This window comes from uncultured Maricaulis sp., assembly GCF_905480005.1.
Classification (GTDB): Bacteria; Pseudomonadota; Alphaproteobacteria; order Caulobacterales; family Maricaulaceae; genus Maricaulis.
The window spans coordinates 1-19,634 of the sequence record NZ_CAJQOO010000122.1 but is presented as its reverse complement, the minus strand read 5'-3'; the positions used below and the strand labels follow the sequence as shown (position 1 = coordinate 19,634).

Below are 19,634 nucleotides of genomic sequence, written 5' to 3'. Positions count from 1 at the left end.
TTTCATGGCATCTAGATAAGCATGCCCGCCCGCATCATCCAATCAATTGGGCGTGACGCGGGCGGGAGAATGCTGTCCGGCGACTTACGACGCTGCGAGGTTGCGCAGAACGTAGTGCAGGATGCCGCCATGGCGGAAGTATTCCAGCTCGTTCTCGGTATCGATCCGGGCGCGGGCCGGGGCGGTTTTCACCGTGCCGTCCGGGAGGGTGATCTCGACGGTCATCACGGCGCGAGGCTCGAGGCTTTCAATGCCCTTGATCGTGACCGTCTCGTCGCCGGTCATGCCGAGCGATTCCCAGCTACCGCCGTCCTCGAACTGCAGGGGCAGGACGCCCATGCCGATCAGGTTGGAGCGGTGAATACGTTCGAAGCTCTCGGCGATGACGGCCTTCACGCCCAGCAGGCGCGTGCCCTTGGCTGCCCAGTCACGCGAGGAGCCCGTGCCGTATTCCTTGCCACCGAACACGACCAGCGGGGTACCCGCGGCCTGGTGTTCCATGCAGGCGTCAAAGATATCGACCTGCTTGCCGTCCTTGAGCGTGTAACCGCCCTCGACGCCGTCCAGCATCTTGTTCTTGATGCGGATATTGGCAAACGTGCCGCGCATCATGACTTCGTGATTGCCGCGACGCGAGCCGTAAGAGTTGAACTCCAGCACTGGCACCTGACGTTCCTGCAGGTAGCGACCAGCCGGGCTGTCGGCCTTGATCGAACCGGCCGGCGAGATGTGGTCGGTCGTGATCGAGTCGCCGAACAGGCCCATGATCTTGGCATTGATGACATCGCCCGGGCTTTCCGGATCCATCGTCATGCCTTCGAAATAGGGCGGGTTTTGAACATAGGTGGATGTGTGGTCCCAGGCATAGGTCAGGCCACCGGAGACTTCGATACCGCCCCAGGCGTCATCACCCTTGAACACGTCGGCATAGCGCGTGGCGAACATGTCCGGCGTGACCGAGGTGCGCACCACTTCGGCGATCTCGGCCGAGCTCGGCCAGATGTCCTTCAGATAGACGTCATTGCCGTCCTGGTCCTGACCCAGCGGATCGGTGACCAGATTGACCTTCATCGACCCAGCCAGGGCGTAGGCGACAACCAGTGGCGGCGAGGCCAGATAGTTGGCGCGCACATCCGGCGAGATCCGGCCTTCGAAATTGCGGTTACCCGACAGCACGGAGGTCGCGACGAGGTCATTCTCGTTGATGGTCTTGGAAATGGCCGGCGGCAGCGGGCCAGAATTACCGATACAGGTCGTGCAGCCATAACCAACGAGATCGAAGCCAAGCGCGTCGAGATCGTCATTCAGGCCGGCGCGGAGCAGATAATCGGTCACAACCTGGGAACCCGGAGCCAGCGAGGTCTTCACCCAGGGCTTGGTCTTGAGGCCCTTGGCCACGGCATTGCGAGCCAGGAGGCCGGCGCCGAGCATGACGGACGGGTTGGATGTGTTGGTACATGAGGTGATGGCCGCGATCGCGACATCGCCATTGGTGAACGGGAAATCCTCACCGGTGACCGGCGCAGACTTGTCCAGCTCGTCGCCCTTGCCGTACTCGCTTTCCATGATGCGGGCAAAGCCGGCAGCGGCATTGGACAGCTCGATCCAGTCCTGCGGACGCTTGGGACCGGACACGGCCGGCACGACGGTCGACATGTCCAGGTGCAGCGTATCGGTGAAGGTCGGGTCGGCGTCATATTCCGGGCGGAACATGCCTTGTGCCTTGGAATAGGCTTCCACGAGGGCGACGCGCTTGTCGTCGCGGCCGGTGGCCTTGAGATAGGCGAGGGTTTCATTGTCGACCGGGAAGAAGCCGCAAGTCGCACCATATTCGGGCGCCATGTTGGCGATGGTGGCTTCGTCTTCCAGCGAAAGATGGTCGAGGCCGGTGCCGTAGAACTCCACAAACTTGCCGACCACGCCCTTCTTGCGGAGCATTTCGACGACTTTGAGGACCAGGTCGGTCGCGGTCGCGCCTTCCGGCAGCTTGCCGGTCAGCTCGAAGCCGATGACTTCCGGAATCAGCATGGACACCGGCTGGCCGAGCATGGCGGCTTCGGCTTCGATACCGCCGACACCCCAACCCAGGACGGCGAGGCCGTTGATCATGGTGGTGTGGCTGTCAGTGCCAACGCAGGTGTCGGGATAGGCGACGGTTTCGCCGTTTTCTTCCTTGGTCCAGACAGCCTGGGCGAGATTTTCCAGATTGACCTGGTGGATGATGCCCGTGCCCGGCGGGACGACGCGGAAATTGTCAAATGCCTTGGCGCCCCATTTGAGGAATTTGTAGCGCTCGCCATTGCGCTCGTATTCGCGCTCGACATTCTTCGAGAAGCTGTTGGCCTGGCCGAAATTGTCGACCATGACCGAGTGGTCGATTACGAGGTCGACCGGGACTTGCGGGTTGATGCGGTCCGGGTCGGCGCCGAGCTTGGTCGCGGCATCGCGCATGGCGGCGAGGTCGACCACGGCCGGAACACCGGTGAAGTCCTGCATGACCACACGGGCCGGGCGGTAAGCGATTTCATGGGTCGACTTGCGGGTCGTCAGCCATTCGGCCATCGCCTCGATATCAGCCTTGGTGACGGTCTTGCCGTCTTCAAAACGCAGCAGGTTTTCCAGAAGCACTTTCAGCGAACCCGGGAGGCGGGAAACCCCGGCCAGGCCATTCGCTTCAGCGACCTTCAGATCATAATAGACATAGGTTTCACCGGCAGCGGTGAGGGTGCGTTTACAGGAAAAGCTGTCGAGAGAGGGCATATGCGTCGTCCTCATGGGGTCAGGGGTAAAATACCCGGTGGGGAGGGTGGCCGCAGGTTACGGCCATATGTTTTGGCGGGGTTTTAGCCGGACATTCGGTTTGCTGCAATGCGGCGTTCCGTGCGTTGACGGATGGCGCGCTGTCAGGCGACATGCATGACCATGCAAAGCGCGACCGAAATTTCTCCGGACATGCCGGAATTTGAGACGGAAACACTTCGGGTTTCCGGTTTGTCGCTGGCGCGCGGGGGGATCGAGCTGGTCCGCGGTTTTTCGCTCGATCTCGCTCCCGGGGATGCCGTGCTCATGAGTGGCCCGAACGGGACCGGCAAGACGACATTGCTCAGAGCGCTTGCCGGCTTTATCCGCCCCGATGCCGGTGAGATCCGCTTCGGCGAGCTGCCACCAGGCGAGGTGGCTGCAGATTGTCTGGGCTGGCTGGGGCATGCCGATGGCCTCAAGCCCAATGAGACGCCCCGCGCCGCGCTGCGCTTCTGGGCAGACCTCACCGGGCAGAGCCGCAAGGCCATCCTGCCGCTCATGCGGGCGATGGCGGTCGAGAGCCTGATTGACCGGCCCGCAGCGCGCCTGTCGCGCGGCCAGCAGCGGCGGACGGCACTGGTGCGCGTTGCCCTCGCCAATCGCCCGATCTGGTTACTCGATGAACCTGCCGGCCCGCTCGATGGCGGTGGTCGCGCGCGGCTGGCCTCGCTTGTCGCCTGGCACCGCGCCCGTGGCGGTAGTGTGATTGCCGCGACCCATCAGCGGCTCGACTGGCCTGATGCCAGGCGGATTGATCTGGGAGCGCATCGATGAGCGCGCTGCGAGCGATCTTCATGCGGGAGGCTCGCCTGGCCTGGGCCGGCGGCGGCGGCGCAGCCGGGCCGACAGCCTTCTTTCTCGCCGCGATTACCCTGGCACCGCTGGCCATCGGTCCGGCGGCAGACCTCCTCTCCGCAGTTGGTCCCGGTATCATGGGCTTTGCCGCGCTGCTCTCCGTCCTGCAATCCGCCGACCGCCTGTTCGGTGATGATCATGGGGATGGAACCGCGGAACTCTACCTCCTCAGCGGCGTTTCGCCGGCCTGGCTGGTATTGGCCAAGGTCACGGGCCAGGCCCTGGCCACACTCTGGCCGCTGCCGGTGATCGGATGCCTTGGCGCGATGATGTATGGCGTGCCCGTCCAACCGGCCCTGATGGGCGCACTGGCGCTGCTGGCCGCTATCCCGGCGCTGTCGCTGATTGCCGGATTTGCCGGTGCTCTCGCCGCCGGGATACGGCGCAGCGGCTTGCTGATTGCCCTGATTGCCACGCCGATGATGGTGCCGGTCCTGATTTTTGCCGCCGGCGCCGGACGCTCTGCCTTCGAGGGTGACGAGCGGGCCCTGGCCAATCTCCTGCTCACTGCCGCAGTCTCGCTCGGCACGATCGCGCTTGCCCCCTTCGGTATCGCTGCGGCGATCCGGAGCCGCTTGGGCTAGGTTTGCCGGTCATGGCGTCCTGCATGTGACGGGCGAGGCCAAAAGGCCGCCCGGTACGGATTTCCTGCCCTGGCTGACCCGTGTGTCACCGGTCATGCCCGGCCCCTGTCTTGGCGGTTTGTGCCGTCGCGCCCACCTGTGGCCCGGGACGGGATCGTTTGCCGCACTTGCCGGTTGGTCGGTCGCAAAGTAATCAGCTGACATGCTGTCCTACTTTTCCAACCCCCAGCGTTTCGATCAGCTGGCCCGGACCCTGATCCCGATCTTCGCGGTTCTGGCGCTCGGCCTGCTCGCCGTGGGGGTCTATCTGTCCTTCTTCGCATCGCCGCCGGACTACCAGCAGGGCGAGACGATCCGGATCATGTATGTGCATGTGCCCGCGGCCTACATGGCGATGGCACTCTATGCGGCGCTGGCGGCGGCGAGTTTCGTCTATTTCGTCTGGCGCCATGCGCTGGCGGATGCGGCGGCGGAGGTGATTGCCCCGATCGGCGCCGTCTTTACCGTTCTGGCCCTGTTTACCGGTTCACTCTGGGGCAAGCCGATGTGGGGGGCCTGGTGGGAATGGGATGCCCGGATGACCTCCGTGCTGGTCCTGCTTCTGGTCTATCTGGGCTATATGGCCCTGCGCGCCGCGCTGGAGGATGCCCAGCAGGCGGCCCGGACCGGTGCCATCCTCGCCATGGCCGGCATTATCAATCTGGTGATCGTGAAATTCTCGGTCGACTGGTGGTCCAGCCTGCACCAGCCGGCCTCGGTCATTCGCCTCGATGGTCCGACCATCCATTCCAGCCAGCTCTGGCCATTGGCCATCATGGCTTTGGGATACAGCTTCCTTGCCGGCTGGCTGATCCTCTATCGCCTGCGCAGTCAGGCCTTGCGGCGCCGGGTCCGGACCCTGCAGCGCCAGCGTGAGCAGGCGGCCCGGGCGCGAGAGGAGGCCGTATCATGAACGCGTTTCTGGACATGGGCGGGTATGCGGCCTTCGTCTGGCCGACCTGGGGGCTCTCCTTTGCCGCGCTCGCAGGCCTGGTTGTTCATGCGGTCCTGGAGCGTCGCGCGGCGCAGACTGCTTTGCGCCGGCTTGAAGAGGATGAAGCGTGATGAAGTGGGCTCGTCTCATTGCCTGGCTGGCGCTGCTCGGACTCGTGGCGGCCCTGGGCTGGCGCTATCTGGCCGATCAGACGCCGCCGCCCACACAAGCCCTGCCGGCACTGCAGATGCAGTCGCTTGAAGCACGCGCCGGTTTCGAGCCGGATGAGGTTGAGGGTGTCTGGCTGCTCAATGTCTGGGGCAGCTGGTGTGCGCCCTGTCATGCCGAGCATCCGGTGCTGATGGCGCTGCGCCGTGAGGGCATTGCAATCTACGGGCTCAACTGGAGGGACACCCCCGAAGATGCCCAGCAATTCCTGGACGATCTCGGCAATCCCTTTGTCGGCGTGATGCAGGATATCGACAATGCATCGGTCACTGCGCTGGGCATTAACGGGGCGCCGGAGACCCTGGTCATCAAGGATGGCGAGATATACGCCCGTTGGCCGGGGCCTTTGACCTCTGACGCCTTGCGCAACGAAATCTATCCGGCACTCGACCGCGCCAGTCGCGACTAGGCGGCGTCGGCCTTCCGGGCCGCCTTGGACGTCCTGGCCTTCCTGGCGTTCTTCTCGGCCTTCTTGGCCTTGGCCTTGGCCTTCTCCTTCGCCTTTTTCTTGGCCTTCTTCTTCTTCTCCTTGGCCTTCAGCTTGGCAGCCTTGGCGGCCTCCTCGCCCTTCTCGAGCGTTTCGGCGATGCGGCGGAGGGTTTCCAGAAAGCTGGCCCGCTTGTTCTTCGGGAGGGCGGAGAGAATGGCCTTGTCGGCGTCCATGGCGCCGAGCGTGGCCGCCTCCAGCAATGTGCGCCCATTGGCTGTCAGTTTGACGGCATTGGCGCGTGCGTCATCGGCGAGTTTCTCGCGTTCCAGGAGACCATTCTTGACCATTCGCGCGACCAGCTCGGCCAGGGTGGACCGATCAATCCCGGTCGACTTGACCAGCTGGGTCTGGGTCAGCCCCTCCTCCTCCGCAGTCGCGTGCAGGACAGCGAATTGGCGCTGGGTCAGCTTTGCCCCGGCCATCGCCTTGGTGAAGCGTTCCGCGGCGAATTGCTGGGCGCGATGAAGCAGGTGTCCCGGGGATTCCGAGAGGTGGAAGGTCTTGGTGTCGTGCCTGTCGTGCGCCATGACGCCCCCCGTGTGCTCGGGAATTCATCCTAGGTCGGATTTATAACGCGAGAATGACAAATGTCCGAGCACGGAATGCCGGTATCGGCTCTACTCACCATCCGGTTTTTTGGGCTGGTTCTTCAGTACAAGTGGCATCTGTGATGCGGCAAAACCGATCGACAGGACCATCACGCCCAGCTTGGCGTTTGACCAGAAGGCCTCACTCAGCTCCAGCCCGGCAAACCAGCGTGCGCTCTCCGGCACAACACTGTCGGTGATGTGGCGCCACATCACCTCGTTGAGGAAGGCCAGGAATTGGAACCAGAGCGCCCAGCGAATTGCCAGCAGCATCCAGGCCCGGTCGGTCAGTTCGAAAATGTGCTTGAAGAAGACCTTCCAGATATTCTGGCCGAAGGCGAGGCTGACCAGGATCAGATAGGACAGGAAAAGATTGATGATGGTCGGCTTGGCATAGATGAAGACGGGGTCCTGCAGGAAAATCCCCAAAGCGCCGAAGAAGAGCACGATGACCGTCGTGAAGACGAGCATGGGTGGGACCCGCTTCTCGACCCGGATCGACATCACCAGGGCGATCGTTGCGGCGATCATGTAGGCGCCGGTTCCGATATAGATCGCCTGATCGGCCGCAATCATGCGCGCGACATTGTAGACGACGATCCACACCCCGATGGGGCCGGCATCAATGAGGAGGCGCGAGCTCTGCTCGGACGTTTTCTGGGTCTGGGCCAAGATCGGCTCTCCGTTTGCGGTTTACATCACCTGAAGCAATACGAGCCCGGCAGCAAGACAGATTGCAAGCGTGATGCGCCGTCCGCCGAAGGGTTCCTTCAGTACGAAGGCGGCGAGCAGCGCCCCCAGCACGATAGAGAGCTCCCTCAGCGCTGCCATCGGTGCAACCGGTGCATTGGCATAGGCGTAGAGCGCGAGGCCGTAGGTGGCGAGGTTGAAGCCCATGCACATCAGGGCCGGCCTGGTCTCCTGCCGCGCGATCGCGAGGAATTGCGCGCCGCGCCGGAAGATGGCCGTCGGCAGGATGGTCATGCCGGACAGGACAAAGAACCAGCCCAGATAGATGAAAAGCTGGCCGGACGTGCGCACGCCTGCCGCGTCGATCACGGTATAGCTGGCCGTCATGCTCGCTGCGGCGAGGGCCAGCAGGATGAGTTTCAACTTCGGGCGACCGTCCTTCTCCGGCCAGGCAAAACCGATCAGGGCGGCGGTGGCAATGCCCAGTCCGGCCATCTGGCCCAGGCTGACGGTTTCCCGGAGGAAGACGAAGGCGGCAATCGCTGCCAGGGCGGGAGCGGCGCCACGCATGACCGGGTAGGCGAGGTTCATCTCGCCCTCATTGAAGGCGGCGACCAGCAGCATGTTGAAGGCCCAGATCACCAGGGCACCGGCGAGCAGGAAACGCCAGACTTCCCAGGGCGGTATCGGCTGGAAGACGAGCCAGGGCAGGATGAGAATGGCGAGAAAGCCCTGGGTCAGGCCACGAAAAACCAGCCGGTCATCCGCTTTTTTCGTCAGCAGGGTCATGATGGCGTGAGCCAGCGCTGAGCCCAGCATCGCCACTGTGGCAAGGGCGAGCGTGTTGTCCACGCGTCAGCCTTCCAGCCCGGCCAATGCCCGCGAGAAATCCCGTGCCGAGAAGGGCTGGAGGTCAGCCTCGCCCTCGCCAATGCCGATATAGTGAATAGGCAGCTGGAATTTCTCGGCGACCTGGACGAGGGCGCCGCCCTTGGCGGTTCCGTCCAGCTTGGTCATCACCACGCCCGTCACGTCCGAGGCTGCCAGGAAGGCTTGGGCCTGGGAGACGGCGTTGGAGCCGACGGTGCCATCGAGCACAAGCACGACATGATGCGGCGCGTCCGGCATCCGCTTCTTGATGACGCGCACGACCTTCTTCAGCTCATCCATCAGCTCGGCCTTGTTCTGAAGCCGGCCGGCCGTGTCAATCAGCACGACATCATGCCCGTCACGATCAGCCTGATCGATGGCGTCATAGGCGAGGCCGGCCGCATCGGCGCCGATCTCGCGCTTGATGACCGGGGCTTCTGCCCGCTCACCCCAGATCGAGACCTGTTCGATCGCGGCCGCGCGGAACGTGTCGCCGGCGGCAAGGATCGGGTTCCGGCCTTCGCGCTTCAGCTTCACGGCAATCTTGCCCAGGGTCGTGGTCTTGCCCGAGCCATTGACCCCGACAAACAGGACGACTTGCGGTTTGCTGCCACCCAGATCGAGCGCCTGTTCCAGTGGCGTGAGGGTTTCGGCGACGACGTCTGCGAGGGCTTCGCGCACGTCCTCGTCCGACACTTCCTTGTCGAAGCGATCCTTGGCCAGGCGCTCGGTGACACGCATGGCCGCGGCCGCGCCGAGATCGGCTGCGATGAGGACATCTTCCAGCTCGTCCAGCGCTTCGCGGTCGAGCTTTCGCTTGGTGAAAATTGCGGTGACGCTGTCGCCCAGCTTGGTGGAGGAGCGTTTCAGCCCCTGCGCCAGTCGGGAAAAGAAGCCCGGTTTCTTCTCGCTCATCCGGTGATGACCCCCTGAAGTTCGCGTCCGTCATGCCCGGATATGGCGATATCGACAAGCGCACCTGGCCGCGGAATGTCGGCCTCGGGTATGCGGATGCTGGCGAAATTGCCGGCCCGCGCGAAGCCTGGTTTTTCAACCAGCGCTGCCTTTTCGATGCCGATCATGCTGTCGAGATGAGCGGTCAGCGCGTCATCGGCCTTCGCGCGCAGCCGGGTGGCGCGTTCCTTGATCACGGCGCGTTCGAGCTGAGGCATGCGGGCCGCCGGCGTACCCGGGCGCGGCGAGTAGGGAAATACATGCAGATAGGCCAGTTGGCATTCGTCGACGAGCCGGATCGAATTATCGAACATGGCCTCGGTCTCGGTCGGGAAACCGGCAATCATGTCGGCGCCAAACGCGATCTCGGGTCGGGCTGACTTCAGGCGATCGCACAGGGCTATGGCGTCATCGCGCAAATGCCGGCGCTTCATGCGCTTGAGGATCATGTCGTCGCCGGCCTGTAGCGACAGATGGAGATAGGGCGCGATCCGGTTTTCGCCGGTGACGGCCTCGAACAGGGCTTCGTCAATCTCGATGGCGTCGATCGAAGACAGCCGCAGGCGCGGCAGGTCAGGCACATGCTTGAGGATGGACTGGACCAGGCGGCCCAGCGGCGGCGTGCCCGGCAGGTCATCGCCCCATGAGGTCAGGTCGACACCGGTCAGCACGACTTCGCTATGGCCGCTATCGACGAGCGTCTTGATCTGGTCGACCACCTCGCCGGCTCCCACCGAGCGTGAATTGCCGCGGCCATAGGGGATGATGCAGAAGGTGCAGCGATGGTCGCAGCCATTCTGGACCTGAACATAGGCGCGGGCGCGCCCCTCCATGCCCTCGACCAGATGGCCTGCGGTTTCGGTGACGCTCATGATGTCGTTGACGCGCACCTTCTCGGTGCCACCCAGAAGGTCAGCCGGCCGGAAAGTCTCCGCCTTGAGTTTTTCGTCATTGCCGATGACGCGGTTCACTTCCGGCATGTTGCCGAACATGTCCGGATCGACCTGGGCGGCGCAGCCGGTGACGATGATCCGGGCGTCGGGATTGTCGCGGCGGGCGCGGCGAATGTGCTGACGCGCCTGGCGCACCGCCTCATTGGTCACGGCGCAGGTATTCACCAGGATGGTATTGGTCAGCCCCTGCTCACGCGCATGCTTGCGCATGACCTCGCTCTCCCAGGCATTGAGCCGGCAGCCGAAGGTCAGAATGTCGAGCCCGGCTTCGGTGTCGACCGGCCGTGTCGGCGGGGTGTCGGCACCGGAAGCGGCCGGATTGTCATCATGCGTGCTCATGGAGTGCGGATAAGTGGTGGAGTGGCTGCCCATCGTCAAGCCGCGCGGGCAATCACTCCGTCACTCCGGTGTCAGGACCGGGCCATGACCCGCTTGGTTGCCTCGCCCACCATGACCGCCCAGATGCCGAGCAGGGCGTGGTAGAGGTGCCAGTTGGTGATCCCGAATGTTGTTTCGGTCCGGCTTCCCCCTATCAGGATGGAGGCCACGCCAAGCACCAGGAAGCTGGCCAGCCAGGCCAGGCCCGCCGGGCGCTGGCCGTGCATGATCAGCATGCCGCTGCCGATCAGTCCGAGGATGAAGGCCAGCGTCGGCAGGAAGCCGAGAACGCCGCCCGTTCCCGGGAAAATCATCAGGAAAACGACAAGCATGGGAATGCCGTAGCGCACATAGCGGGTGATGCCCGGATCCAGCCGGGCATCATTCGCTTTCAGCAACAGCCCGGTGGCGATCAACAGGAGGCCTGCCGCCGCCGCGAACTGGCTGGTCAGGCTGTGCGCTTCGGCGAGCGCATCGACCTGTCCCGAGGCAAAGCGGATCGCCCCGACCAGTGCGGCAAAGCCCATCAGGCCGAGGCCCAGCCGGATCATCCGGACCTTGCCATTGCGCCGGTGCGGCCAGAGCAGATAAATGCCGAGAATCGCCCCGATCGTGACCAGGGCGTCGGTCAGGGCAAAGGCGATCATTCGGCCGCCTCCGCCAGCTCCGCTTCCTGTTCATCGATCCAGGCCAGCATCTTTGCTTCCAGGGCTGACAGCGGCATGGCCCCATCGTCCAGAAGCCGATCATGGAAGGCCCGGATGTCGAAGTCCGCGCCGAGCCGGGCTTCGGCCTGGGCGCGCAAATCACGCATCAGCAACTCCCCGGACTTGTAGGCCAGCGCCTGGCCAGGCCAGGAGATGTAGCGCTGGACCTCTGTGCGCACATTGTGAGGCGCCAGGGCTGAATTCTCCAGCAGGCAGGCCTCAGCCTCGGCCTGGGTCCAGCCCATGTAATGGATGCCGGTATCGACCACGAGACGGCAGGCGCGCCACATCTCGTAGGTCAGGCGGCCAAACTCCTCATAAGGCGTCGTATAGAGCCCCATATCGGTGGCCAGGGTCTCGGTATAGAGACCCCAACCTTCACCAAAGGCGGTGATATAGCTGTCGCGGCGGAAATCCGGGACGTCTTCGAGCTCGGCGGCGATCGAGATCTGGTGGTGGTGACCCGGCACCGCCTCATGAACGGTCAGGGCCGGCAGGGTATAAAGCGGGCGCTGGGTCAGGTCATAGGTGTTGACCATGTAGCCGCCGGCCACCCCATTTTCCAGATCGCCCGGCCAGTAACGGCCCGTCGTATAGGTTGGGGCCATCGTGTCCGGCACGGGCCTGACGCCATAGGGCAGGCGCGGCAGATTGCCGAAAAAGCGGGGCATGGCATCGTCGGCCCGCTTCGATATCCAGGCGGCATGCATCAGCAATTCTTCCGGCGTCTCGGCGTAGAATTGCGGGTCCGTGCGCAGGAAGTTCAGGAATTCGGCGAATGTGCCTTCGAAACCCGTGCGGGAAATCACCTCGTCCATTTCCGCCCGGATGCGCGCGACCTCATTGAGGCCGCGCTGGTGAACCTCTTCCGGCGATGTATCCAGTGTGGTGTGGTAGCGGACGACGGTCTGGTAGTATTCGCGACCGTCCGGAGTTTCCGAAATGCCGAGACTCGCGCGGGTCTGCGGGATGTACTCGTCCTGGAAGAAGGCGAGCAGAGTCTCGTAAGCCGGGATGGCGGCGTCGCGAATGGCAGCTTCGGCGTCGGCGCGCACGCGATCACGCTCGGCTTGCGGCAGACCTTCCGGCAAGCGGTCGATCGGGGCGATCAGGAGTGTGGTCAGCGTTTCCGGGTCGCTCAGGGATTCGATCTGGGAGGCGGCCAGCTCGGCGATCAGGCGCGGCTGGGTGAAGCCGTCTTCCAGCCCCTGCTGCATCCAGGCGATATTGGCGTCGAAATAATCCGGGATGGCATTGATCCGCGCGACCCAGGCGTCGGCGCGGGCAATTGTGCGCGGGCGGGTCGAGGCAGAGGCATAGGACGGGGCCGAGAAGAACCCGCTATCATTCCGGAACGGCGCACGCATCTCGTCAAAGGGTGCCAATTCCACCCGGAAGCGCAGGATATAGTCGAGCACGGCATAGGACGTCGCGTCATTTTCATCGAGCGCGTCAACATCAATGGCTTCGAGCCGCTGCAGAAAACCGGTTTCGGCCTCGGCCTGGGCGGCGAGGCTTTCGGGCGAAATGTCAAACCATTCGCCGGCCGCTTCCAGATCACCGTCGCGAGCGCGGGCGCCGGGGCTGTTTTCGTGCTCGAAAGCTTCAAAGTCCTCGACCAGCTGGGCGAAAGCGCTGGCGGCCGTCTCGTCCTGCATGGTCAAGGTCGTCTTGGCGGTCTGGTCCGCCGGCGACATGGCAAGAGCGGCAGGCGCGGTCATGCCCAGGACGAGCAGCGAGGCGCCGGCGAGCAGGCGCGCGGGTCGTTGAAAAAGCATAAATCTCTCCCCTGTTGGCCAGAGGATGGCCCGGCACGCGACGACCCGCAAGCCGGGCCGTCATCGTGCCGATCCGATCAGTCTGTGCCGGTTGCGGGCAAGCCCGCCAGCCGTGCCGTGCAGCCATTCGAAACGAGATCGCCGGGCGCCATCGTGATGCGCGGATAGGTCTGCACCTCGCCATTGGTCGGGCGGTAGCGCAGGTCGAGCGTTTCGCCCTGCGGTGTCTGGACGCGCAGCACACTGTCCACCGTGGCATCGCCCACGGCCCCTTCGAGGCGTTCCAGAATGATCATGCCGGGCTGGAAGCCCGCGGGCGCCGCCGGCCCGTCCGGATCCACGGCAGCGATCTCATAGCGATCATCGGCATTGCGTTGTCCCGACATGCCATAGACGAAGACCGGTTCGCTGATCGTCTCGACGAGGCCGCAGGCCCCGAAGGTCTCGGCTGGCAGGCTGACCGGTTCGCCATTGATGATGTGGCAGTCGATCAGGGGAGCGATGTCGATACCGGTGACATCCAGAACCCGGTCCGCGAAAGCGAGCGGCGCGGGGTCAGCCGGCGGATCATCCTGCATCGCCAGAAGGACGTCGTCGAGATCGAGGCGGCCGCCGGTTTGGGCATGGATGGTCTGGTCGATGAGGGCGGCGAAAATCATACCGCGATGATAGGGCAGACGCTGAAAGTCGCCATCGGTCCAGAAGCCGGCGATGATGGCGTCATTGGGCGCATCCCGAACCGGGGAGGCGTAGTTTTCCACCAGCGCTTCATTCCAGGTCTCGATCGCAACTTCCGCCGGCCACAGACCGGCCCGCACAGCGGCGCGCTGGGTGAGGAAGTCGGTGAAACCTTCGGAGAACCAGTATCCGGACGGCTCGGTTTCGCCGGTAATGGCGCCGCCCACGCGGCCGGGAATCCACGTGTGGACATGTTCATGCATGAGGATGCGAAGGAGGATGGCGCGCTCCGCATTGCTGGTCGTGAAGAAGGCAAAGGCGTCGCCCAGATTGGTGCCGCCGACGCTCATCACGCCCGGTTCCGCCTCCAGTTCCAGAACCGTGACCAGGAAGGGTTCGGCCTCGACGCCCCAATAGGTGGCATTGGCGGCCAGAACCTGGCTGACCGACTGGGCCATGTCGGCATCGGTAAAGGCCTGGTCACCGCGAATGGCGACCCGCTGAGAGACGCCGTCGACCAGATTGTCCTGGAGCCTGAAATCGCCGGCCACCGTGATGCTGGTCAGCAGTGTATTGACGTCCAGATCACCCTGTTCGAGGTCCGATGCCAGCGCCCAGCCATCAGGCGCCGTGAGCGCGACCTCGACATCGAAATCCGCGTCGGAATCAGGAAAGGCAAATATGGTCTGTCCGATAAGGTGAACCCAGTCCGGTTCCACATAGGGGCGATAATTGTCGCCCAGCGCATTTTGCGGTTCGCCCGTGCGTTCCGGCGTAATCGTGTAACGCAGGCTGAGGTCTGCACCGGGAGCATGTGTCAGGGTCAGGCTTGAGGGGTCATCCCCTGTCTGGATGGCGGCTGCGCTGTCATCGCTGGTCAGCGAGACGTCATCGATGGCGCCCCACAAGGCGTCCTGACCGCCCCAGCTATTCGGCAGAATGATGCCGGTTTCGCCATCGGCCTCGCCAGTCAGGTTCACCTCGACGGTGACGTAGGTCACCCCGGCTTCGCTGGAGATATCGAGCGTGTAGTCCAGTGTGGCTGGATCGTCGGCCGCTTGAAGCGCGAGCGTCCCGGCAGTGGCCAGAAGTGTGTGCAGCATGTGTGTCTCCCCGAATGGACCGTATTCAGCGGCAAACAGGACACCTGATCAAATTAACACGCGGAAATACGCATCTAGCGATGTTTGCGTTGCAGTCCGACGCGCTTGGCGACCAGATTGTTGACCAGGCGCTCGGGCAGGATCTGCGGCAGAGACCAATTGGTCAGCCTGTCCGGCACGATGGCATAGCGGAAGCGCGGCTTGGCATCTGTCAGCCCGCGGAAGACCCGGTCCGCAATCTTCGAGGGCGGGAAGCCGGCCGGACCGTTCTTGGCCATCCAGCCCTGGATGCGGGTCATGGCCTCGAAGAAGGGGCTGTTCTCATACGGCGTGGTATCGATCTCTTCGGCCTTGGACCAGATCGGCGTCGCGACGGCGCCCGGTCCGATCACGACAACCTCGATGCCATACAACATCAGCTCGCGGCGCAGCGATTTGCTGATCCCTTCAACGGCATGTTTGGACGCGGCATAGGGCCCCAGGAAGGGGGCCCCCATCTCGCCGGCAACCGAGGACATCATGACGATACGGCCCGGCTCGCCGGTCAGGCTTGCATCGACGCCCAGAAGCGGTCCGAAAGCCTGGGTGACGCGGACAATACCGGTCACATTGACGTCCATCTGGTTCTCGAATTCCTCGAGCGGCAATTCCAGCATCGGACCCGCCACGGCGATCCCGGCGTTATTGACCAAGCCTTTCAGCGTCTGGCCGTCGAGCGCCGCGCCGACTGTCTTGGCGGCGGCCTTGACGCTCGCCGTGTCGGTGACGTCGATAATGACCGGGATGAGGCTGGCGCCCAGATCGGCCTTGAGGCGCTCGCCATCTGCCGGCTTTCGCACGCCGGCAAAGACACGCCAGCCCTCATCGACAAGACGCTTGGCACAGGCGGCGCCGATCCCTGTGGAGGCGCCTGTCACGACGGCGGATGGCTGGACTTGGGTCATGTCGATCTCCTTGATGGACAGGCTTAACCTAGGGCGTGCCGGGCCGTTCTCAAACGGGATTGCGTACCGAATCCCTGAAAAAATGTCCGGATGTTGTCAGCGGTGCACTTCCTGTCGCGTTGACCCTGACAGCTTCAGGCCTATTGTGCTGCCTCAGCACTGACTTTCTGCGTCGGCGGGGCTGCCGCGCAGGTTCCGGACAAAAGAGCGAAAGGCTGCCGCATGGCTTCCGACTGGTCTGATCCGCGTCCGTTGTCGCCACACCTTCAGGTCTGGCGCTGGCACGCGACGATGGCGTCATCCATCCTTCATCGTGCCACGGGCGTGGCGAATTATATCGGCGCAGTCGCGATCAGCGTCTGGGTGATCCTGCTGGCTTTCGGCGCCGAGGGCGCAGTCAGCTTCCTGTTCGAGGGCTGGATGGCCTGGGTGACGCAGCTGGGCCTGATCGCGCTCACCTATGCGGTGAGTTATCACTGGCTCAACGGTCTGCGCCACCTCGTCTGGGATGCCGGCAAGGGCTATGATCCGGCGGGGTCCAATCTGCGCTCTGTACTGATCATTGTTGGTGCCATCATTCCGACCGCGCTGGTCTGGCTCGAGCTGGGGATCTGATCATGAGTGATTATCGCACCCCGACCGCCAAGGTCCGCGGCCTCGGAGCCTCCGGCCATGCCGCGAGCCACTGGATCACGCACCGGGTGACCTCGATCGCCCTTTTCTTCCTCGCTCCGGTCTTCGTCTGGATGCTGGCCAAGTCGGGCGCGCCGGAGACTGCCGCCGACTTCTTCGCCAGCCCGGCGGGCGCCATCATTACGCTGCTCACCCTGACGGCGGGTTTGTCGCACATGCGTCTGGGTATGCAGGTGATCATCGAGGACTATATCCACAAGTCGGGCACCAAGATGGTGCTCATGCTGGGGAATACATTCCTGACGCTGGGGCTGTGGCTGGTTACCGCCTTCGCCCTGCTCAAACTCGCGCTTTAACGGACGCACCACATGGCCGAATACAATTGGATCGATCACACCTATGATGTGGTCGTCGTCGGCGCCGGGGGCTCGGGCCTCCGCGCGGCACTCGGAGCTTCCCAGGCTGGTCTGAAGACCGCCTGCATCACCAAGGTCTTCCCGACCCGTTCGCACACGGTTGCTGCCCAGGGCGGGATTTCCGCCTCGCTCGGCAATATGGGTGAGGATGACTGGCGCTGGCACATGTATGACACCGTCAAGGGGTCGGACTGGCTGGGTGACCAGGACGCGATTGAATATCTTTGCCGCAATGCGCCCGATGCTGTTTACGAGCTCGAGCACTGGGGCGTGCCCTTCTCGCGCACCGAGGACGGCAAGATCTACCAGCGCGCCTTTGGCGGCATGACCAAGAATTACGGCGAAGGCCCGGTCCAGCGCACCTGTGCTGCTGCCGACCGGACCGGTCACGCCATCCTGCATACGCTCTATGGCCAGTCGGTCCGCAATGAGACCGAATTCTTCATCGAGTATTTTGCGCTCGATCTGATCATGGATGATGACGGTGTCTGCCGCGGCATTACGGCTTGGAAGCTTGACGACGGGACATTGCACCGTTTCCGCGCCCAGACCGTGGTCCTGGCAACGGGCGGCTATGGCCGCGCCTATTTCTCCGCCACCTCGGCGCACACCTGCACCGGTGACGGCAATGCCATGGTGCTGCGCGCCGGCCTGCCGCTCCAGGACATGGAATTCGTGCAATTCCACCCGACCGGCATTTACGGCGCCGGCTGCCTGATCACCGAGGGGGCCCGCGGTGAAGGCGGCTATCTGACCAATTCCAACGGCGAGCGCTTCATGGAGCGCTATGCGCCATCGGCAAAGGACCTCGCGTCCCGCGATGTCGTCTCGCGCTCGATGACGATGGAAATCCGCGAAGGCCGCGGGGTTGGCGCCAATGGCGACCATATCCATCTCCATCTCGATCATCTCGATCCGGACATTCTCGGCGAGCGCCTGCCGGGCATTTCCGAAAGCGCCCGCGTCTTCGCGGGTGTCGATGTGACCAAGGAGCCGATCCCGGTCCTGCCGACGGTCCACTACAATATGGGCGGCATCCCGACCAATTATCATGGCGAAGTCCTGACCAAGGTCGGTGGCGATGCCGATACGGTCGTGCCGGGCCTGATGGCTGTGGGCGAAGCGGCCTGCGTCTCGGTGCATGGCGCCAATCGTCTCGGCTCGAACTCGCTGATCGACCTCGTCGTCTTCGGCCGCGCCGCAGGCCTGCGCCTGGGCGAGACGACCAAGGCCGGCGCCAGCCAGCCCGAGATCAAAGCGACCGACGGCCAGGTTTCGTTGGATCGACTGGACAAGTATCGCAATGCTGCCGGCGCCACGCCGACCGCCAAGCTGCGGCTGGAAATGCAGCGCTCCATGCAGAATAACTGCGCCGTCTTCCGCACCGGTGAGGTCCTGAATGAAGGCGTCGAGGCGATCCGCCAAGTCTATACGGGTATGGCCGATATCGGTGTCACCGACCGGACCATGGTCTGGAATACCGACCTCATGGAAACCCTCGAGATGGACAATCTGCTCAGCCAGGCGGCTGTGACGGTGAATGGTGCGGCCAATCGCGAAGAGAGCCGCGGCGCCCATGCCCGCGAGGACTTCGCCGATCGCGACGATGAAAACTGGATGAAGCACACGCTCGCCTGGTGCGACGAGGCCGGCAATGTGAAGATCGACTACCGCCCGGTCCACACCTACACGATGTCGAACGATATCGAGTACATCAAGCCGAAGGCACGGGTTTACTAGGCATGGCGCAAACCGCCGGATATTCAGGAACACCCCTGCCAAGAAAGCTCGGTCTCAAGGACGGGCAGGCTGTGGCATTCCTGAATTTGCCCGAGGCGCATGACGATCTGCGCTCGGCGGCGATCTTTGCCCGCGAACAGGCGACGGCCGAGGCCGGCGATGATCTCGACTATGTGCACTATTTCACAAAGGTGCGCACCGAGTTCGAAACCGATCTGCCGCGCCTTCGCTCATCCATCCGGCAAGACGGCATGATCTGGGTCTCCTGGCCCAAGAAGGCGTCGAAAGTCGAAACCGACATGACCGAGGACGTGATCCGCGACGTCGCCCTTCCCATCGACTTGGTCGATGTGAAAGTGTGTGCTGTTGACGCGATCTGGTCCGGCCTGAAACTGATGATCCCCCGGAACAAGCGGATGGTGAATTGATGCTGGCTTCGGTTTCATTCGCTTTGGTTGCGGCGGCGCTTCTGACGGCTCAGGGCGAGCCCACAGAGCTCGACGGTGCCGCGCTGACCGACGTGTTTACCGGTGCCAGCCTGCGGGGGTGCTACCCGGATGGCGCGGAGTGGCACGAGCTGACCCGGGCCGATGGCACCCTGTTTGATCAGACCGCCACGCCGCAGCGCGAGGTCGGTAGTTGGTGGGTTGAGAATGACGAAATCTGCTACCGGTACAGCGTCCGGAACCCTCAGGCGGGCGCGTCATGCTGGACAGTGTTCCGGGATGAGCGACATCTCTATTTCGTTACAAGCTACGGCAGCGTCGGTGCCGTGACCAATTGCGATGACGAACCGATCGTCTGACGCAGGAATTCCGAAGAAGGCTCCACAATGGTTCAGCTGACACTCCCCAAAGGTTCCGCTCCGCAAAAGGGCAAGACCCATCCGACGCCGGACGGGGCGAAGAATACGCGTACCTTCAAGGTCTATCGCTACAACCCGGAAACCGACCAGAATCCGAGTTGGGACACCTACAAGGTCGACATGGATGATTGCGGACCGATGGTTCTCGATGCCCTGTTGTGGATCAAGAACAATGTCGACGCCTCGCTGGCCTTCCGCCGCTCCTGTCGCGAAGGCGTGTGTGGCTCCTGCTCGATGAATATCGGCGGCCGCAACACCATCGCCTGCACCTCGGGCATTGACGAGTACAAGGGCGACATCACCATTTCGCCGCTACCGCACCAGCCGGTGGTCCGCGACCTGATCCCGGACCTGACGCAATTCTATGCCCAGCACGCGGCGGTGAAGCCCTATCTCAAGACCGACA

At 63.4% G+C, this 19,634-nt stretch carries 21 protein-coding genes; 11 read left to right on the top strand and 10 right to left on the bottom strand.

Annotation, left to right across the window (positions count from 1 at the left end):
* Positions 1–84 precede the first annotated feature (84 nt).
* On the bottom strand, positions 85–2,760 hold the full coding sequence (gene acnA, locus QZ266_RS10670; RefSeq protein WP_295694981.1) for an aconitate hydratase AcnA: 2,676 nt from the start codon (positions 2,758–2,760) through the stop codon (positions 85–87).
* A gap of 156 nt (positions 2,761–2,916) precedes the next feature.
* On the opposite strand from acnA, the gene ccmA reads away from it, so the two are divergent.
* From ccmA to QZ266_RS10645, 5 genes are all read left to right on the top strand, one after another.
* Positions 2,917–3,576: a heme ABC exporter ATP-binding protein CcmA gene (ccmA, locus tag QZ266_RS10665; protein WP_295694979.1), complete on the top strand. Its 660-nt coding sequence runs from the start codon at positions 2,917–2,919 to the stop codon at positions 3,574–3,576.
* On the top strand, positions 3,573–4,241 hold the full coding sequence (locus tag QZ266_RS10660; RefSeq protein ID WP_295694977.1) for a heme exporter protein CcmB: 669 nt from the start codon (positions 3,573–3,575) through the stop codon (positions 4,239–4,241). Before ccmA ends, QZ266_RS10660 begins: the two co-directional genes overlap by 4 nt.
* Before the next feature lie 202 nt (positions 4,242–4,443).
* Positions 4,444–5,193, top strand: a complete 750-nt coding sequence (gene ccmC, locus QZ266_RS10655) for a heme ABC transporter permease CcmC (protein ID WP_295694976.1) — start codon at positions 4,444–4,446, stop codon at positions 5,191–5,193.
* On the top strand, positions 5,190–5,345 hold the full coding sequence (gene ccmD, locus QZ266_RS10650; protein WP_295694974.1) for a heme exporter protein CcmD: 156 nt from the start codon (positions 5,190–5,192) through the stop codon (positions 5,343–5,345). Before ccmC ends, ccmD begins: the two co-directional genes overlap by 4 nt.
* Positions 5,345–5,851 (top strand): redoxin family protein, encoded by a 507-nt coding sequence (locus QZ266_RS10645; protein WP_295694972.1) that lies wholly within the window; start codon positions 5,345–5,347, stop codon positions 5,849–5,851. The genes ccmD and QZ266_RS10645 overlap by 1 nt, the downstream gene beginning before the upstream one ends.
* Here QZ266_RS10645 and QZ266_RS10640 read toward each other — a convergent pair.
* The 9 genes from QZ266_RS10640 to QZ266_RS10600 form a co-directional block, all read right to left on the bottom strand.
* Positions 5,848–6,459 (bottom strand): MarR family winged helix-turn-helix transcriptional regulator, encoded by a 612-nt coding sequence (locus QZ266_RS10640; RefSeq protein WP_295694970.1) that lies wholly within the window; start codon positions 6,457–6,459, stop codon positions 5,848–5,850. The two genes, QZ266_RS10645 and QZ266_RS10640, sit on opposite strands and share 4 nt — an antisense overlap.
* A 90-nt stretch (positions 6,460–6,549) precedes the next feature.
* Positions 6,550–7,191: a septation protein IspZ gene (locus QZ266_RS10635; protein WP_295694968.1), complete on the bottom strand. Its 642-nt coding sequence runs from the start codon at positions 7,189–7,191 to the stop codon at positions 6,550–6,552.
* A gap of 21 nt (positions 7,192–7,212) precedes the next feature.
* The gene (locus tag QZ266_RS10630; RefSeq protein WP_295694966.1) at positions 7,213–8,061 is read right to left on the bottom strand and encodes a DMT family transporter; all 849 of its coding nucleotides are present in this window, start codon (positions 8,059–8,061) and stop codon (positions 7,213–7,215) included.
* A gap of 3 nt (positions 8,062–8,064) precedes the next feature.
* Entirely contained in the window at positions 8,065–8,994 is a 930-nt protein-coding gene (gene ftsY, locus QZ266_RS10625) for a signal recognition particle-docking protein FtsY (RefSeq protein WP_295694964.1), read from the bottom strand.
* Positions 8,991–10,325 carry a tRNA (N(6)-L-threonylcarbamoyladenosine(37)-C(2))-methylthiotransferase MtaB gene (gene mtaB, locus QZ266_RS10620; RefSeq protein WP_295694962.1) on the bottom strand — a complete coding sequence of 445 codons (1,335 nt, stop codon included), beginning with the start codon at positions 10,323–10,325 and terminating at the stop codon, positions 8,991–8,993. Before mtaB ends, ftsY begins: the two co-directional genes overlap by 4 nt.
* A 71-nt stretch (positions 10,326–10,396) precedes the next feature.
* Complete coding sequence (locus tag QZ266_RS10615; RefSeq protein ID WP_295694961.1) at positions 10,397–11,011, bottom strand: hypothetical protein; 615 nt, start codon at positions 11,009–11,011, stop codon at positions 10,397–10,399.
* Positions 11,008–12,849 (bottom strand): DUF885 family protein, encoded by a 1,842-nt coding sequence (locus QZ266_RS10610; protein WP_295694959.1) that lies wholly within the window; start codon positions 12,847–12,849, stop codon positions 11,008–11,010. The genes QZ266_RS10615 and QZ266_RS10610 overlap by 4 nt, the downstream gene beginning before the upstream one ends.
* Positions 12,850–12,926: 77 nt before the next feature.
* Positions 12,927–14,630 (bottom strand): hypothetical protein, encoded by a 1,704-nt coding sequence (locus QZ266_RS10605; RefSeq protein WP_295694957.1) that lies wholly within the window; start codon positions 14,628–14,630, stop codon positions 12,927–12,929.
* Between the two features lie 74 nt (positions 14,631–14,704).
* Complete coding sequence (locus tag QZ266_RS10600; RefSeq protein WP_295694955.1) at positions 14,705–15,574, bottom strand: SDR family oxidoreductase; 870 nt, start codon at positions 15,572–15,574, stop codon at positions 14,705–14,707.
* Between the two features lie 222 nt (positions 15,575–15,796).
* On the opposite strand from QZ266_RS10600, the gene sdhC reads away from it, so the two are divergent.
* The 6 genes from sdhC to QZ266_RS10570 all read left to right on the top strand — a co-directional run.
* The gene (gene sdhC / locus QZ266_RS10595) at positions 15,797–16,189 is read left to right on the top strand and encodes a succinate dehydrogenase, cytochrome b556 subunit (protein ID WP_295694954.1); all 393 of its coding nucleotides are present in this window, start codon (positions 15,797–15,799) and stop codon (positions 16,187–16,189) included.
* A 2-nt stretch (positions 16,190–16,191) separates the two neighbouring features.
* Complete coding sequence (sdhD, locus tag QZ266_RS10590) at positions 16,192–16,563, top strand: succinate dehydrogenase, hydrophobic membrane anchor protein (protein ID WP_295694952.1); 372 nt, start codon at positions 16,192–16,194, stop codon at positions 16,561–16,563.
* Between the two features lie 12 nt (positions 16,564–16,575).
* The gene (gene sdhA / locus QZ266_RS10585; protein WP_295694950.1) at positions 16,576–18,363 is read left to right on the top strand and encodes a succinate dehydrogenase flavoprotein subunit; all 1,788 of its coding nucleotides are present in this window, start codon (positions 16,576–16,578) and stop codon (positions 18,361–18,363) included.
* Between the two features lie 2 nt (positions 18,364–18,365).
* The gene (locus tag QZ266_RS10580) at positions 18,366–18,791 is read left to right on the top strand and encodes a DUF3052 domain-containing protein (RefSeq protein WP_295694948.1); all 426 of its coding nucleotides are present in this window, start codon (positions 18,366–18,368) and stop codon (positions 18,789–18,791) included.
* Positions 18,791–19,168, top strand: a complete 378-nt coding sequence (locus tag QZ266_RS10575) for a hypothetical protein (protein WP_295694945.1) — start codon at positions 18,791–18,793, stop codon at positions 19,166–19,168. Before QZ266_RS10580 ends, QZ266_RS10575 begins: the two co-directional genes overlap by 1 nt.
* A 27-nt stretch (positions 19,169–19,195) precedes the next feature.
* The coding region (locus QZ266_RS10570; protein WP_295694943.1) for a 2Fe-2S iron-sulfur cluster-binding protein at positions 19,196–19,634 on the top strand (439 nt) is incomplete at its 3' end.

Excerpts from the sequence above, each read along its gene's own strand:
- acnA (WP_295694981.1), bottom strand. The coding sequence starts at position 2,760 with ATGCCCTCTCTCGACAGCTTTTCCTGTAAACGCACCCTCACCGCTGCC.
- mtaB (WP_295694962.1), bottom strand. The coding sequence starts at position 10,325 with ATGAGCACGCATGATGACAATCCGGCCGCTTCCGGTGCCGACACCCCG.
- QZ266_RS10600 (WP_295694955.1), bottom strand. The coding sequence starts at position 15,574 with ATGACCCAAGTCCAGCCATCCGCCGTCGTGACAGGCGCCTCCACAGGG.
- ccmC (WP_295694976.1), top strand. The coding sequence starts at position 4,444 with ATGCTGTCCTACTTTTCCAACCCCCAGCGTTTCGATCAGCTGGCCCGG.
- sdhC (WP_295694954.1), top strand. The coding sequence starts at position 15,797 with ATGGCTTCCGACTGGTCTGATCCGCGTCCGTTGTCGCCACACCTTCAG.
- ccmD (WP_295694974.1), top strand. The coding sequence starts at position 5,190 with ATGAACGCGTTTCTGGACATGGGCGGGTATGCGGCCTTCGTCTGGCCG.
- sdhA (WP_295694950.1), top strand. The coding sequence starts at position 16,576 with ATGGCCGAATACAATTGGATCGATCACACCTATGATGTGGTCGTCGTC.
- sdhD (WP_295694952.1), top strand. The coding sequence starts at position 16,192 with ATGAGTGATTATCGCACCCCGACCGCCAAGGTCCGCGGCCTCGGAGCC.
- QZ266_RS10640 (WP_295694970.1), bottom strand. The coding sequence starts at position 6,459 with ATGGCGCACGACAGGCACGACACCAAGACCTTCCACCTCTCGGAATCC.
- QZ266_RS10645 (WP_295694972.1), top strand. The coding sequence starts at position 5,345 with ATGAAGTGGGCTCGTCTCATTGCCTGGCTGGCGCTGCTCGGACTCGTG.
- QZ266_RS10580 (WP_295694948.1), top strand. The coding sequence starts at position 18,366 with ATGGCGCAAACCGCCGGATATTCAGGAACACCCCTGCCAAGAAAGCTC.
- QZ266_RS10610 (WP_295694959.1), bottom strand. The coding sequence starts at position 12,849 with ATGCTTTTTCAACGACCCGCGCGCCTGCTCGCCGGCGCCTCGCTGCTC.
- QZ266_RS10660 (WP_295694977.1), top strand. The coding sequence starts at position 3,573 with ATGAGCGCGCTGCGAGCGATCTTCATGCGGGAGGCTCGCCTGGCCTGG.
- QZ266_RS10605 (WP_295694957.1), bottom strand. The coding sequence starts at position 14,630 with ATGCTGCACACACTTCTGGCCACTGCCGGGACGCTCGCGCTTCAAGCG.
- QZ266_RS10615 (WP_295694961.1), bottom strand. The coding sequence starts at position 11,011 with ATGATCGCCTTTGCCCTGACCGACGCCCTGGTCACGATCGGGGCGATT.
- ftsY (WP_295694964.1), bottom strand. The coding sequence starts at position 8,994 with ATGAGCGAGAAGAAACCGGGCTTCTTTTCCCGACTGGCGCAGGGGCTG.
- ccmA (WP_295694979.1), top strand. The coding sequence starts at position 2,917 with ATGACCATGCAAAGCGCGACCGAAATTTCTCCGGACATGCCGGAATTT.
- QZ266_RS10575 (WP_295694945.1), top strand. The coding sequence starts at position 18,791 with ATGCTGGCTTCGGTTTCATTCGCTTTGGTTGCGGCGGCGCTTCTGACG.